The sequence below is a fragment of the Streptomyces sp. NPDC006925 genome, assembly GCF_042869575.1.
In the GTDB taxonomy this organism is placed as follows: Bacteria; Actinomycetota; Actinomycetes; order Streptomycetales; family Streptomycetaceae; genus Streptomyces.
Genome location: NZ_JBIAGB010000004.1, coordinates 171,188 through 185,170 on the forward strand (window position 1 = coordinate 171,188; position 13,983 = coordinate 185,170).

The window sequence follows — 13,983 nt, forward strand, 5'->3', positions numbered from 1 at the left end:
ATCACCCAACGGAGTGACCTGGGAGCACTCCGGCGGACACACGAGCGAAGAGCAGGTCCGGGCGCCGCCGACGCGCCGCGTTGCGCGACACGGAAGGCAAGGGCTGCGGGGGCACAGAAGGCAGGAAAAGGGAGGCGGGGCGAGGGAGGAGCGGAACGAGAGACGGGATGGGATGGGACGGGACGGGAGAGGAGCGAGGGAAAGCAGAGGGACGTGAGGTGACGCGAGGTGTCAGAGTGACAACCACCTCAGCGTAGGTGCCCCGCACGGCCCTGTCCGGCGTTTGCCACGCTTCCCCACCGGTGCCGCGCCGCCGACGCGTCGTACGCTTCTACCCATGGCTAAGAAGCGCGCGGGCAGCGGAGTCAGCAAGCCCCAGCAGATCGCCAGGTTCGTCGGGGTGAGTGTGCTGGCGGGGATGGTGATGGCCGGGCTCGCGCTGCCCGCCGTCGGAACACTCGGACTGGCCACGAAGGGCACCGTGGAGGGCTTCGACGAGCTTCCGGTGAACCTCAAGCGCCCGCCGCTCAGCCAGCGCACCACGATCCTCGACAACGAGGGCGGCGAGATCGCCAAGGTCTACTCCCGCGACCGCACGGTCGTCGACCTGAAGGACATCTCGCCGTACATGCGCAAAGCGATCGTCGACATCGAGGACGCGCGCTTCTATCAGCACGGCGCGGTCGACCTCAAGGGCGTCCTGCGGGCGCTGAACCGCAACGCGCAGTCCGGACAGGTCTCCCAGGGCGCCTCCACGCTCACCCAGCAGTACGTCAAGAACGTCTTCGTCGAGGAGGCCGGGAACGACGCGCAGAAGGTCGCCCAGGCCACCAAGCAGACGATCGGCCGCAAGATCAAGGAGCTGAAGTACGCGATCCAGGTCGAGGAGGAGCTGGGCAAGAAGAAGATCCTGGAGAACTACCTCAACATCACCTTCTTCGGCCAGCAGGCGTACGGCGTCGAGGCGGCGGCGCAACGATACTTCTCGCTGTCCGCCAAGGAGCTGAACCTCGAGCAGTCGGCGCTGCTGGCGGGCATCGTCCAGTCCCCGTCCCGGTACGACCCGATCGTCAACGAGGACGAGGCGCTCAAGCGGCGCAACTCCGTGCTCAACCGGATGGCCGTGCACCACGACATCACCCGTGAGCAGGCCGAGGCCGCCAAGGAGAAGCCCCTCGGGCTGGACGTCAGCAGCCCCAAGAACGGGTGCATCACCGCCACCATGGGCGCGGGCTTCTTCTGTGACTACGTACGCCAGGTCTTCCTGACCGACGAATCGTTCGGCAAGACCCGCAAGGAGCGCGCCAAGCGCTGGAACCGCGGCGGCCTCACGATCAGGACCACGCTCGACCCGAAGGCCCAGAAGTCGGTCCAGAAGTCGATCAAGTCCCATGTGAACCAGTCGGACAAGGTCGCGACCGCGGCGACGATAGTGCAGCCCGGCACCGGCAAGATCCTCGGCATGGGCCAGTCCCGCCCCTACGGCTTCAAGCCCAAGGAGAACGAGACCCAGATAAACCTCTCGGTCGACAGCTCCATGGGCGGCGGCGCCGGATACCAACCGGGATCCACCTTCAAGCCCGTGATCGCCGCCGCCGCGCTGGACGGGGGCATCAGCCCCTACAAGTCCTACCCGTCGCCCTACCGCATGCAGTACCCCTCGCCGGTCGACACCTGCAGCGGCAAGTGGCGCGGCAAGGCACCGGTCGAGAACGAGAACAGCACCGAGGTCGGCCCTTACCGGATGAAGGAGGCGACCGCGAAGTCGGTCAACACCTACTTCGTCTCCCTGATAGAGGAGACCGGGATCTGCCCGGTGACGAAGATGGCGAAGAAGATGGGCATCGAACGGGCCGACGGCAAGAAGATCGACCAGGTGCCGTCGATCTCGCTCGGCACCCAGGAGATGTCGCCGCTGACCATGGCCGAGGGCTACGCCACCTTCGCCAACCGCGGCGTGCACTGCACCCCGGTCGCCATCGAGTCGATCACCGACGCGCAGGGCGAGAAGCTGGACGTGCCCAAGACCTCGTGCAAGCGTGCGATGAAGACGAAGACCGCCGACACCGTCAACTCGCTGCTGCGCGGCGTGGTCGAGGACGGCACCGGCAAGAAGGCCGGACTGAGCGGCCGCGACAGCGCCGGCAAGACCGGTACCACCGACCAGCGGTACGCCGCCTGGTTCGTCGGCTACACCCCGAACATGTCCGGCGCCGTCTGGGTCGGCGACCCGGCCCACCGCACGCGGATGGTCGACATCACCATCGGCGGTGTCCCGCACGCCAAGGTCTTCGGCGGCGAGGTCCCCGGACCCATCTGGCGGGACGCGATGGCCGGCGCACTGGCCGGCGAGTCCGCACCCGACTTCCACCACGTACCGATCCGGGACGGCGGCAAGAAGCACCGCTCCCCCAAGCCGCCCTCCCCGCCGCAGCGGGACGACAACGGCCATGACAACAAGCCCCGGAACCCGTGGCCGGACATCACCGTCCCGCCCAACCTGATCGGTGGCGGTGACGGCGGCGGCAACGGAGGCAACGGCGGCGGCATCGGCGGGCCCGGCGGCGACACGGGCGACGCCGGAGGCGGCGGACTCCCGGGCGGCAACGGCAACGGAGGCGGCGGCGCCGACGGCGGTGGGGCCGCCGACGGAGGCGGCGGCTGGGACGCGGGAGCAGGCGGCTTCCCGTAGCCGCGGGGTTCGGGTACGGGACGCGAGTCCGCGGTGCGCCGGTAATGGGTGGCCGGTCCGCGGGGCACGGGTGGCGAGTCCGCGGGGCACGGGTGGCGAGTCCGCGGGGCACGGGCCGCTAGTCCGCGAGGTGCGGGTGGCGGGTCCGATGCGGTCGGCACCCACTCCGGGCCCGGTCGGCGGCTTCCGCGGACACTCCGCACCCGGGGCCGCGCCACAGCAAGGACGCACCGGACCCGCCGACAGGCCACGAGTAAGGGGCACCCCTCCATGGAGGGTGCCCCTTACGTCGTCGGCATGGTGATGGCCGTGCCGGCTACCCCGAGCTGCCCGTCGTCCGGCCAGTCACACATCCCCGTCGCCCGGAGAGCGCCCGTACCCCGCAGACCGCGGGACCGGAAAGCCCGTACCCCGGGCCTCGCAAGAGGCTGCCGCGGGCCCGCGGCGCAGGGGCCCGCTGCCCGGCGCTCAGGCGCCGCCGACGGGCAGACGCCGCGACGGGCCGGCACCGCGAAGGGCGCGGCCCGGGCACGCCGACAGGCGACCCGGCCCGCGGCCACACCCCGGACCGAGCTAGCCCGCGAGCCGCTTCTTGACCGCGGCCGCGACCCGGCCACCCTCGGCACGGCCCGCGACCTTCGGGTTCACGACCTTCATGACGGCGCCCATCGCCCTGGGCCCCTCGGCACCGGCGGCCCGGGCCTCCTCGACGGCCTCGGCGACCAGCCCGTCCAGCTCCTCGTCCGAGAGCTGCTCGGGAAGGTAGTCCGCGAGCACCTCGCCCTCGGCCCGCTCCCGCTCCGCCTGCTCGGTACGGCCCCCGTCCGCGAACGCCTCGGCCGCCTCCCGCCGCTTCTTCGCCTCGCGGGTGATCACCTTCTGCACCTCGTCGTCGGAGAGCTCGCGCGCACTCGTACCGGCGACCTCCTCCTTCGTGATCGCGGCAAGGGTCATCCGGAGAGTGGCGGAACGGAGCTCGTCGCGCTCCTTGATCGCTGCGGTCAGGTCGTCCTGCAGCCGGGACTTGAGCGTGGTCATGGGGCCAGTGTGCCAGCACACGGCCACCGAGCGCCGGGGATATCCGGGCGGCCGCACCCCTCACGGGCCCCAGCCGGACCCGCGGCGGGGCCGACGGCGAGGAACCCGGCGAAGACCCCGCAAGACCCGAGGGCAAAGCCGCGGCCGTTCCGCCAGGGAGGGGCACCCCGCCGGGAGCGGCACCTCGCAGCACCGCGACCCCGCCTTCCGGTCTGCGACCATGGGGCCATGCGCGCGCGATACCGGATCCCCCTCAAGACAGCCCTCGGCATCACGGCACTCGGCGCGGCGTGCGTCGGGTACGCGGCCGGTGTGGAAGTCCGCTCGTTCCGCCTGCGACGGGTCTCGGTGCCCGTCCTGCCCCCCGGTATGCATCCGCTGCGCGTCCTGCAGGTCTCCGACATCCACATGGTCGGCGGCCAGCGGAAGAAGCAGCGGTGGCTGCAGGAGCTGGCCGGTCTGCGGCCCGACTTCGTGATCAACACCGGGGACAACCTCTCCGACCCCGAAGCCGTACCCGAAGTCCTCGACGCCCTCGGCCCGTTGATGGAGTACCCGGGCGCCTACGTCTTCGGCTCGAACGACTACTACGGCCCCAGGCTGCGCAACCCCGCCAAGTACCTCATGGAGAAGGCCTCCGGCAAGCACGGGCTGAACGGGAATCCGCCCGCCGTCGGCGTCGTCCACAACCCGTGGGAGGAGCTGCGCGACGCCTTCGACTCGGTCGGCTGGGTCGGCCTCTCCAACACCAGGGGCCGCATCAAGCTGGACGGCGGCCAGGAGATCGCCCTGACCGGACTGGACGACCCGCACATCAAGCGGGACCGCTACGGCGAGGTCGCCGGAGGCCCCGACCCGGACGCGGACCTCTCCCTCGCCGTCGTCCACGCTCCGTACCTGCGCGTCCTCGACGCCTTCACCGCCGAGCGCTACCCGCTGATCCTGGCCGGCCACACCCACGGCGGCCAGCTCTGCGTGCCCTTCTACGGGGCGCTCGTCACCAACTGCGACATCGACACCGACCGGGTCAAGGGCCTCTCCACCCACCGCGCGGCCGGACACGAGTCGTACCTGCACGTCAGCGCAGGCTGCGGAGCGAGCCGCTACACCCCGGTCCGCTTCGCCTGCCCCCCGGAAGCGACCCTCCTCACCCTCACCCCCCGCGAGAACTGACCCCCCGCGCCCCTCCGCGGGCCGCCTCCCGGCACGACACCGACCTCCCCGCGAAACCCGATTTCGCCTCAGCGCTCCCCTGGGCTAAAGTAGTCGTCGTTGCTTCGGGGTGTAGCGCAGCTTGGCAGCGCGCTTCGTTCGGGACGAAGAGGTCGTGGGTTCAAATCCCGCCACCCCGACACAGGTCAGAGGCCCATTCGCTTGATCGCGAATGGGCCTTCTGCGTGCCCGGGTGCCAAGTGGGGGCCAGCCACCTTCAGCCGGCCGGGCCCGGCTGCGCCCGGCGCCTCCGGCAACACCGGCCTTCGGGTCGGAGAACGCCTCCTCAACTCCCTCTCCGCGGTCACCCCGCAGCGTCCGCACACGCGGAGAGAGCCGTGGGGGCACGCGGCCGCCACTCTCGGCCAACGGTCTCCCGGGCCCGGGCCGGGAGAATCCTGATTCCGAGGGCCCGGGAGCTGTCGTTAGGATGGTTGCGGCCCGTAGTGGGGTGCCGTCACCGAGAGTGGACGGCTCATGGACGTGGCGTACATGGTGTACGTGCCGGTGCCGTGGGTGGTGGTGGCCCGCGCGGCCCGTCTGTCTGCACCCGTAGTGGCACCCGTGGGGGCCGCAAGATCAATTGGAGCATCCCGGGATGGCTCGACACCTCATCACCAGCGCGCTGCCGTACATCAACGGGATCAAGCACCTGGGGAACATGGTCGGGTCGATGCTCCCGGCCGATGTGTACGCGCGCTATCTGCGGCAGCGCGGTCACGAGGTGCTGTACATCTGCGCGACGGACGAGCACGGCACGCCGGCCGAGCTCGCGGCGGCGGAGGCGGGGCTGCCGGTGGCCGACTTCTGCGCCCAGCAGCACGAGGTCCAGCGGGGCATCTACGAGGGCTTCGACCTGGCCTTCGACTACTTCGGCCGCAGCTCCTCGCCGCAGAACGTCGAGATCACCCAGCGCTTCGCGCGGCAGCTGCACCAAAACGGGTTCATCGAGGAGCGCGCCATCCGGCAGATGTACTCGGCGGCGGACAGCCGCTTCCTGCCGGACCGGTACATCATCGGCACCTGTCCGCACTGCGGCTACGACAAGGCCCGCGGCGACCAGTGCGAGAACTGCACCCGCGTGCTCGACCCGACCGACCTGATCGAACCGCGTTCGGCGATCAGCGGCAGCACCGAGCTGGAGGTGCGGGAGACCAAGCACCTCTTCCTGCTCCAGTCGAAGCTGGAGGGCAAGGTCAAGAAGTTCGTCGATGCTCACACCGACGAGTGGCCGGTGCTCTCCTCCTCGATCGCCCACAAGTGGCTCACCGAGGGGCTCCAGGACCGTTCCATCACCCGCGATCTGGACTGGGGCGTGCCGGTGCCCGCGGACACCTGGCCGGAGCTGGCGGCCGAGGGCAAGGTCTTCTACGTCTGGTTCGACGCGCCCATCGAGTACATCGGTGCCACCAAGGAGTGGGCGGACGCGCAGCCGGACAGCCGGGACTGGAAGTCCTGGTGGTACGAGGCGGACGAGTCCGTGCGCTACACCGAGTTCATGGCCAAGGACAACGTCCCCTTCCACACGGTGATGTTCCCGGCGACGCAGTTGGGCACCCGCGAGCCGTGGAAGAAGGTCGACTTCGTCAAGTCCTTCAACTGGCTCAACTACTACGGGGGCAAGTTCTCCACCTCGCAGAACCGCGGCATCTTCACCGACGCGGCGCTGGAGCTGCTGCCCGCCGACTACTGGCGGTATTTCCTGCTGGCGGCCGCCCCGGAGTCGGACGACGCCTCCTTCTCGTGGGAGTTCTTCTCCTCCGTGGTCAACAAGGATCTCGCGGACACGCTCGGGAACTTCGTCAACCGCGTGCTGTCCTTCTCCCGCAAGCGCTTCGGCGACGCCGTCCCGGCGGGCGCGGAAGCGGGCGAGGCGGAGGAGAAGCTCGGCCGGGAGATCGCGGGGCTCCTGGCGGAGTACGAGGAGCACATGGACGCGCTCCGGTTCCGCAAGGCGGCGGCCGCGCTGCGGGCGCTGTGGAGCGCCGGGAACGCCTACCTGGAGGAGAAGGCCCCCTGGCTGGAGATCAAGACCGACCAGGACGCGGCTGCGCTGACCCTGCGGACGGCCATGAACCTGATCCACCTCTACTCCGTCGTCTCCGAGCCGTTCATCCCCAGCTCCGCCAAGGCCATGCGGAGCGCCTTCGCGCTGCCGGACGACACTGCGGCGTGGGTGGGCGCGGACGAGGCCAGGTCCCTGTCCTCGGTGCCCGCCGGTACGGGCTTCACGGTGCCGCCGGTGCTCTTCCAGAAGATCACCGAGGACGACCTGGAGGGCTACCGCGAGCGCTTCGGCGGTGAGCCGGAAGCGGACGCCCAGTAGCGGCGCTGCCGGGACGTCCGGTGTCGGCTGGGACGGCGTGAGTCCCGTGCGGCAGGTGGAACGGATGGCCGCGGATCGTACGGGGACGCCGCGGGAACTCTGGTACGCCGCCTACGGTTCCAATGTCCATCCGGAGCGGTTGCGCGCCTACCTCGCCGGAGGACGGCCGCCGGGTGCGAGCCGGTGGTATCCGGGGTGCCGGGACCGGACGATGCCCGCGGAGTCGGTGCCGGTGGAGTTGCCCGGGGTGCTGTACTTCGCGACCGCGTCGCCGGTGTGGGGCGGCGGGCGGGCCTTCTACGATCCGGACGCCGAAGGGCGCACGCTCGCGGTGGCGCACCTGGTGACGGCGGGGCAGTTCTCGGACATCGCGGCGCAGGAGATGTACCGGGAGCCGGGGACGGATCTCGATCTGTCCCCGGTCCTGGCGCGGGGACGCGACCGGATCGGCGCCGGGCGGTACGAGACTCTGGTGTACGTCGGGGAGTTGGCGGGCCGCCCGGTGCTGACCTGCACCGCGCCGTGGCACGTGGGAGAGGTGCGGCACCTGCCTCCGGCGGCCGCGTATCTGCGCTTCCTGGCCACCGGACTGCTCTCGGCGGGCGGCGGGTGGAGCGCGGCGGTGGTCGCGGAGTACCTCGCCGGGGCACCGGGGGCCGAGCGGCAGTGGTCGGCCGCGGATGTCCTGCGGCTCATGGAGTAGTTCGCCGCTGATGCCGCGACGGCCTCTGCCGGCAGGGCCCGATGGGTCCGGCAGACCTGCTGGGATCTGCCGGACCGGCCGCAGGGCCGCTATTCGTCCTGTTCCAGTTCGCCTTCCGTCTCCAGGTAGATCTGGCGGAGGGCGTCGAGCGCTGTGGGGTCGGGCTTGGACCACATGCCGCGGGACTCGGCCTCCAGGAGGCGTTCGGCGATGCCGTGCAGGGCCCAGGGGTTGGACTCCTGGAGGAAGGCGCGGTTGGTCTCGTCCAGGACGTAGGTCTCGGTGAGTTTGTCGTACATCCAGTCGGCCACCACACCGGTGGTGGCGTCGTAGCCGAAGAGGTAGTCGACGGTGGCGGCCAGTTCGAAGGCGCCCTTGTAGCCGTGGCGGCGCATCGCCTCGATCCACTTGGGGTTGACCACCCGGGCGCGGAAGACGCGGGAGGTCTCCTCGACGAGGGTGCGGGTGCGCACCGTCTCGGGGCGGGTGGAGTCGCCGATGTATGCCTCGGGGGCCGAGCCGCGCAGCGCACGCACGGTGGCGACCATGCCGCCGTGGTACTGGAAGTAGTCGTCGGAGTCCGCGATGTCGTGTTCGCGGGTGTCAGTGTTCTTGGCGGCGACGGCGATCCGCTTGTAGGCGGTCTCCATCTCGTCGCGGGCCGGGCGGCCGGCCAGGTCCCGGCCGTAGGCGTAGCCGCCCCAGACGGTGTAGACCTCGGCGAGGTCGGCGTCGGTGCGCCAGTCGCGGGAGTCGATCAGCTGGAGGAGGCCCGCGCCGTAGGTGCCGGGGCGGGAGCCGAAGATGCGGGTGGTGGCGCGCCGTTCGTCGCCGTGTTCGCGCAGGTCCTGCTGGGTGTGGGCGCGTACGTGGTTGACGTCGTCCGGCTCCTCCAGGGAGGCGGCCAGCCGGACCGCGTCGTCCAGCAGGGCGACGGCGTGCGGGAACGCGTCGCGGAAGAAGCCGGATATCCGCAGGGTGACGTCGATCCGGGGGCGGCCCAGCTCGTCGGCGGGGATCGGCTCCAGGCCGGTGACGCGGCGGGAGGCGTCGTCCCACACCGGGCGGACGCCCAGCAGGGCGAGGGCCTCGGCGATGTCGTCGCCCGCCGTGCGCATGGCGCTGGTGCCCCACAGGGAGAGGCCGACGGAGGTGGGCCAACTGCCGTTGTCGGCGCGGTAGCGCTCCAGGAGGGAGTCGGCGAGGGACTGGCCCGTCTCCCACGCGAGGCGGGAGGGGACGGCCTTGGGGTCGACGGAGTAGAAGTTGCGGCCCGTCGGGAGGACGTTGACCAGCCCGCGGAGCGGCGAGCCGGACGGTCCGGCCGGGACGAAGCCGCCGGTGAGCGCGTGGACGGCGTGGTCGAGTTCGGCGGTGGTGGCCGCCAGCCGGGGGACGACCTCGCGGGCCGCGAAGTCGAGGATGTCGGCGACCTGCTGCGGATGCCCGGCGGCCGCGCGGGGCACGGCCGCGGGGTCCCAGTCCGCCGCCTCCATCGCCTCGACCAGGGCGCGGGCCTGCTCCTCGGCCTCGTCGGAGGTGGTGCGGGTGGCCGCGGACTCGTCCAGGCCGAGGGCTTCGCGGAGGCCGGGCAGGCTGGTGGTGCCGCCCCAGATCTGCCGGGCGCGGAGGATGGCGAGGACCAGGTTGACGCGGTCGGGGCCGCTCGGCGCGGCACCCAGAACGTGCAGGCCGTCGCGGATCTGCGCGTCCTTGACCTCGCACAGCCAGCCGTCGACGTGCAGGAGGAAGTCGTCGAAGCCGTCGTCGTCGGGCCGCTCCTCCAGGCCGAGGTCGTGGTCGAGCCGGGCCGCCTGGATGAGGGTCCAGATCTGGGCCCGGATCGCCGGAAGCTTGGCCGGGTCCATGGAGCTGATCTGCGCGTACTCGTCCAGGAGCTGTTCGAGCCGGGCGATGTCGCCGTAGGAGTCGGCGCGGGCCATCGGCGGCACCAGGTGGTCGACGAGCGTGGCGTGCACCCGCCGTTTGGCCTGGGTGCCCTCGCCCGGGTCGTTGACCAGGAACGGGTAGACGAGGGGCAGGTCGCCGAGCGCGGCGTCGGGTGCGCACGCAGCGGACAGGCCCGCGTTCTTGCCGGGCAGCCACTCCAGGTTGCCGTGCTTGCCCAGGTGGATCATCGCGTCGGCGCCGAATCCGCCGTCGGCCTGCGGCGCGGCGATCCAGCGGTAGGCCGCCAGGTAGTGGTGCGAGGGCGGCAGGTCCGGGTCGTGGTAGATGGCGATGGGGTTCTCGCCGAAGCCGCGGGGCGGCTGGATGAGGATCAGCAGGTTGCCGTGGCGCAGGGCGGCCAGGACGATGTCGCCGTCCGGGTTGTGGGTGCGGTCGACGAACATCTCGCCCGGCGGCGGGCCCCAGTGTTCCTCTACGGCCTCGCGCAGCTCCTGCGGGAGCGTGGCGTACCAGCGGCGGTAGTCGGCTGCCGGGATGCGGACCGGGTTGCGGGCCAGCTGCTCCTCGGTGAGCCAGTCCTGGTCGTGGCCGCCGGCTTCGATGAGCGCGCGGATGAGCGCGTCGCCGACGTGTTCCTCCGGTTCGGTGGCACCGTCCGCGTCGACTGCGTCGGCTTCGGCTGCCGGGGCGGCGTGGGCCGGGTCGGCCGCGGGTGCGTGCGCCGGTGCGGTGCCGGTCGCCGGGGTTCCGGTTCGGGGCAGGCCGGGGATGTCCTCGTCGCCGAAGTCGTAGCCCTCCGCGCGGAGCCGCTGGAGCAGTGCGACGGCGCTGGCCGGGGTGTCGAGGCCGACCGCGTTGCCGATCCGGGAGTGCTTGGTCGGATAGGCGGACAGGACGAGCGCCAGCCGCTTCTCTGCTGCCGGGATGTGCCGCAGCCGGGCGTGGCGTACGGCGATGCCCGCGACCCGCGCGGCGCGCTCCGGGTCGGCCACGTAGGACGGCAGACCGTCGGCGTCGATCTCCTTGAAGGAGAACGGCACCGTGATGAGCCGGCCGTCGAACTCGGGCACGGCTATCTGGCTCGCGGCGTCGAGCGGGGAGACGCCCTCGTCGTTCTGCTCCCAGTCGGTGCGGGGCGCGGTCAGGCACAGCGCCTGGATGATCGGTACGTCCAGGCTGGTGAGGGCGCCCGCGTCCCATGCCTCGTCGTCGCCGCCCGCACCGGCCTCGGCGGGTTTGGTGCCGCCCGCCGCGAGCACCGTCGTCACGATGGCGTCGGCGGCGCGGAGTTCCTCGACGAGCTCGGGTTCGGGGGCGCGGAGCGAGGCCACGTAGAGGGGGAGCGCCCTGCCGCCCGCCGCTTCGACGGCGTCGCAGAGCGCCGCGGCGAAGGCCGTGTTGCCGCTCATGTGGTGGGCGCGGTAGTAGAGGACGGCGATGGTGGGGGCCGTCCTCGACGATGCCGGGGCGCCGGGCGAGGCGTCGCGGCCTGGGCCCGGCTCACCGGCGGGGCGTTCGCGGGTGGACGGTTCGCGGTCCAGGTGGCCCCATGCGGGGGCGGGTGCCGGGGGCTCGAAGCCGTGGCCGGTGAGCAGCACGGTGTCGGAGAGGAAGCGGGCCAGCTGCACGAGGTTGGCGGGACCGCCGTGCGCGAGGTAGGCGTGTGCTTCGGCCGCCACTCCGATGGGGACCGTGGAGGCCGCCATGAGCTGGGCGTCCGGGGCCTGTTCGCCGGTCAGGACGACGAGCGGGACGCCGGAGTCGCGCAGCAGGTCGATGCCCTGCTGCCAGGCCCTCACGCCGCCGAGCAGCCGGACGACGACGAGGTCGACACCGTCCAGCAGCGCTTCGAGTTCGGTACCGAGGGTGTCCTCGGGTATGCGGCTCGGGTTGGCGTAGCGGTAGGTGAGCGGGGCGGCGGCAGGGCCGTCGACTCCGTCGCCCGGGGCCGGCGCGGAGGCCTCGGCGGAGGCGGTGACCTCGGCGGGGGCGGAGGCCTCGGCGGAGGCGGCACGGGCGCTGAGGAGGTCCGTGTCGGAGGTCGACAGGAGCAGGATCATCCGGGGGGCGTCGTCGGGCGTGGCGACGGTCGCGTCGGCATCGGCGTTGTCGCGTGACGAAAGCGGCATGCTGCTGTCGGCCCTTCCTCGGGGTGTCCGCGCCCCGGGCGGTCTCGGACGGCGGGAGTTCCTGGCTCACCCGGTCGTGGCCGGGTTCACAGTGGCGGGACCGCGCCGGATTCGCACCGGGCTTCCTCCCCTGTCGCCGTCGCTGGCGATGTGGGCGGACCGGATGGTCCGCCCACAGCATCGTACGGGGACCCGGCGCGCGGCGGGAGGGCACCCGTCGGGGGCGGCTCGCGCGGTGGCCACCGGGCGGTGGCCACCCGCCCGTCCGCCGGCCGTCCGCCTCCCGCCCGCCTCCCGCCCACGGCTCGTCGGCCGCGCGTCGGCCGATGCCTGTGACGGCGGGAGCCGGCGGGGCGGTCCGGTGCTCCGGGGAGGGGTCGACGGGGGTCGGTATGCTCGCCGACATGGTCATGCCCTCCAGTCGTCCGTCCGCGCACGGCACCACGCCAGTTGCTGATGCAACTAGTTGCGCGGCCCCGCGCGAGCGAGCCGACGCCTGCCCGGGAGCGCTGCGGCTGCACCGGGCGGACGACGGCGGGCTGGCACGCGTACGGGTACCCGGCGGCGTGCTCGACGTCGCACAAGCGGCGGCCCTGCACACGGCGGCGACCCGGCTCGGCTCCGGCGAACTGCATCTGACCTCCCGCGGAAACGTCCAACTCCGGGGCCTCCGGGCGGATGCGGGCCCCGAGCTGGCCGAGTTGCTGAGCGGAGCGGGGCTGCTGCCCTCGCTCGCGCACGAGCGCGTCCGCAACATCGTGGCCTCGCCGCTGTCCGGCCTGGACGGTTCCGGGCACCGGGACGTCACCGGACAGCTCGCCGAGCTGGACCGACTACTGTGCGAAAGCGAAGCGCTGCGCGAACTGTCGGGGCGCTTCCTGTTCGCCGTGGACGACGGTCGCGGCGACGTCGCCGCGCTCGGAGCGGATGTGACCCTGCTCGCCGAGCCGGACGGCACGACACTTCTGTACCTCGGCGCCGACCGGGACGCCGGGGTGCTCCGCGTCGCGGACGAACACGCCGCAGCCGCGGCCGTGGTGGCCGCGGAGACCTTCCTGGAAGCCGTACGCGAGTCGGGGCTCCGCGCCTGGCGGGTCGCCGACCTCGCGGTGACCGGCGCCGAGTTGGCCCGCAGGACCGCACTCCGGCTGAGAGCTGGAGCGCGGGAGGCGCCGCTCGCGCCTCTCCCGGCGGCCCCGGCGCTCGGCCCCCGCTCTGAACAGACCCGCGCGGAGAAGACCGCGGAGGCTCCCGTACCCGGCCCGGTCCCCGGCCCTTCCGGGGCGGTGGCGCTCTCCGTGCTCGCCCCGCTCGGCCGGTTGACCGGCCGGCAGTGGGAGCTGCTGACCCGTACCGCCGAACGCGAGGGCGACGGCGCGCTGCGGATGACCCCGTGGCGGGGCGTCGTCGTCCCCGGCCTCACGCCCTCGCATGCGCCCGGCGCCCTCGCGGCGCTCGACGGCGCAGGGCTGGTGACCGATCCCGCCTCGCCCTGGCGGGGAGCGGGCGCCTGCGCGGGGCGCCCGGGCTGCGCCAAGTCCCTGACGGACGTACACGCCGACGCCGCCGCTGCCCTGGCCCGCCCTGGTCCTGTTTCCGGTCCCGGCGCCGGCAGCGACTCGTTCGCACTGCCCGTGTACTGGTCCGGGTGCGAGCGCCGGTGCGGGCATCCGCGCGGCGACCGGGTGGAGGTCGTCGCCGGGGCCGACGGCTACCGGGTGGCGGTGGTGCGCGGCACCGGCGAAGCACTCGCCGTCCCGGTCCCCACCGGCTCCGACCCGGGCGCGGCCGCCGCGTCGGCCCGCGTACCGGAGGACAGCGGACCGCACCGGGACGACGGAACCGGGCACGGTGGCGGCGCGCTTGCGGGCGCCGCGGTACGGGAGAGCAACCGACCGTCCGAGCGCAGCGGGGCCCGTGCGCCCGCGCGCGAGGACTCAGCGACGGCAGGCCCATGACGACGAGCGGGAAC

7 protein-coding genes, 1 tRNA gene and 1 riboswitch are annotated in these 13,983 nt (G+C 72.4%); of the genes, 6 read left to right on the plus strand and 2 right to left on the minus strand.

Going from position 1 to position 13,983, the window contains the following annotated elements:
• Positions 1 to 337 precede the first annotated feature (337 nt).
• Entirely contained in the window at positions 338 to 2,692 is a 2,355-nt protein-coding gene (locus ACFYNS_RS08320; RefSeq protein WP_388601593.1) for a transglycosylase domain-containing protein, read from the plus strand.
• 573 nt (positions 2,693 to 3,265) lie between these two features.
• Here ACFYNS_RS08320 and ACFYNS_RS08325 read toward each other — a convergent pair.
• A complete protein-coding gene (locus tag ACFYNS_RS08325) occupies positions 3,266 to 3,730 on the minus strand; it encodes a GatB/YqeY domain-containing protein (protein ID WP_360291490.1) in 465 nt (154 codons plus the stop codon).
• Between the two features lie 228 nt (positions 3,731 to 3,958).
• On the opposite strand from ACFYNS_RS08325, the gene ACFYNS_RS08330 reads away from it, so the two are divergent.
• The 4 genes from ACFYNS_RS08330 (at position 3,959) to ACFYNS_RS08345 (ending at position 7,971) form a co-directional block, all read left to right on the plus strand.
• Positions 3,959 to 4,903, plus strand: coding sequence for a metallophosphoesterase (locus tag ACFYNS_RS08330; protein WP_360291493.1), 945 nt, complete (start codon positions 3,959 to 3,961; stop codon positions 4,901 to 4,903).
• A gap of 105 nt (positions 4,904 to 5,008) precedes the next feature.
• Positions 5,009 to 5,082, plus strand: a tRNA-Pro gene (locus ACFYNS_RS08335).
• Positions 5,083 to 5,540: 458 nt separating this feature from the next.
• Positions 5,541 to 7,268, plus strand: a complete 1,728-nt coding sequence (gene metG / locus ACFYNS_RS08340; protein ID WP_388601596.1) for a methionine--tRNA ligase — start codon at positions 5,541 to 5,543, stop codon at positions 7,266 to 7,268.
• A 64-nt stretch (positions 7,269 to 7,332) separates the two neighbouring features.
• A complete protein-coding gene (locus ACFYNS_RS08345) occupies positions 7,333 to 7,971 on the plus strand; it encodes a histone deacetylase (RefSeq protein WP_388601599.1) in 639 nt (212 codons plus the stop codon).
• A gap of 89 nt (positions 7,972 to 8,060) precedes the next feature.
• Here ACFYNS_RS08345 and cobN read toward each other — a convergent pair whose 3' ends face one another.
• Positions 8,061 to 11,942 carry a cobaltochelatase subunit CobN gene (gene cobN / locus ACFYNS_RS08350; protein ID WP_388601849.1) on the minus strand — a complete coding sequence of 1,294 codons (3,882 nt, stop codon included), beginning with the start codon at positions 11,940 to 11,942 and terminating at the stop codon, positions 8,061 to 8,063.
• 124 nt (positions 11,943 to 12,066) lie between these two features.
• A riboswitch (cobalamin riboswitch) is annotated at positions 12,067 to 12,139 on the minus strand.
• Positions 12,140 to 12,403: 264 nt separating this feature from the next.
• Here cobN and cobG point away from each other — a divergent pair.
• The gene (gene cobG / locus ACFYNS_RS08355) at positions 12,404 to 13,969 is read left to right on the plus strand and encodes a precorrin-3B synthase (RefSeq protein WP_388601601.1); all 1,566 of its coding nucleotides are present in this window, start codon (positions 12,404 to 12,406) and stop codon (positions 13,967 to 13,969) included.
• The last annotated feature ends 14 nt before the right edge of the window (positions 13,970 to 13,983 follow it).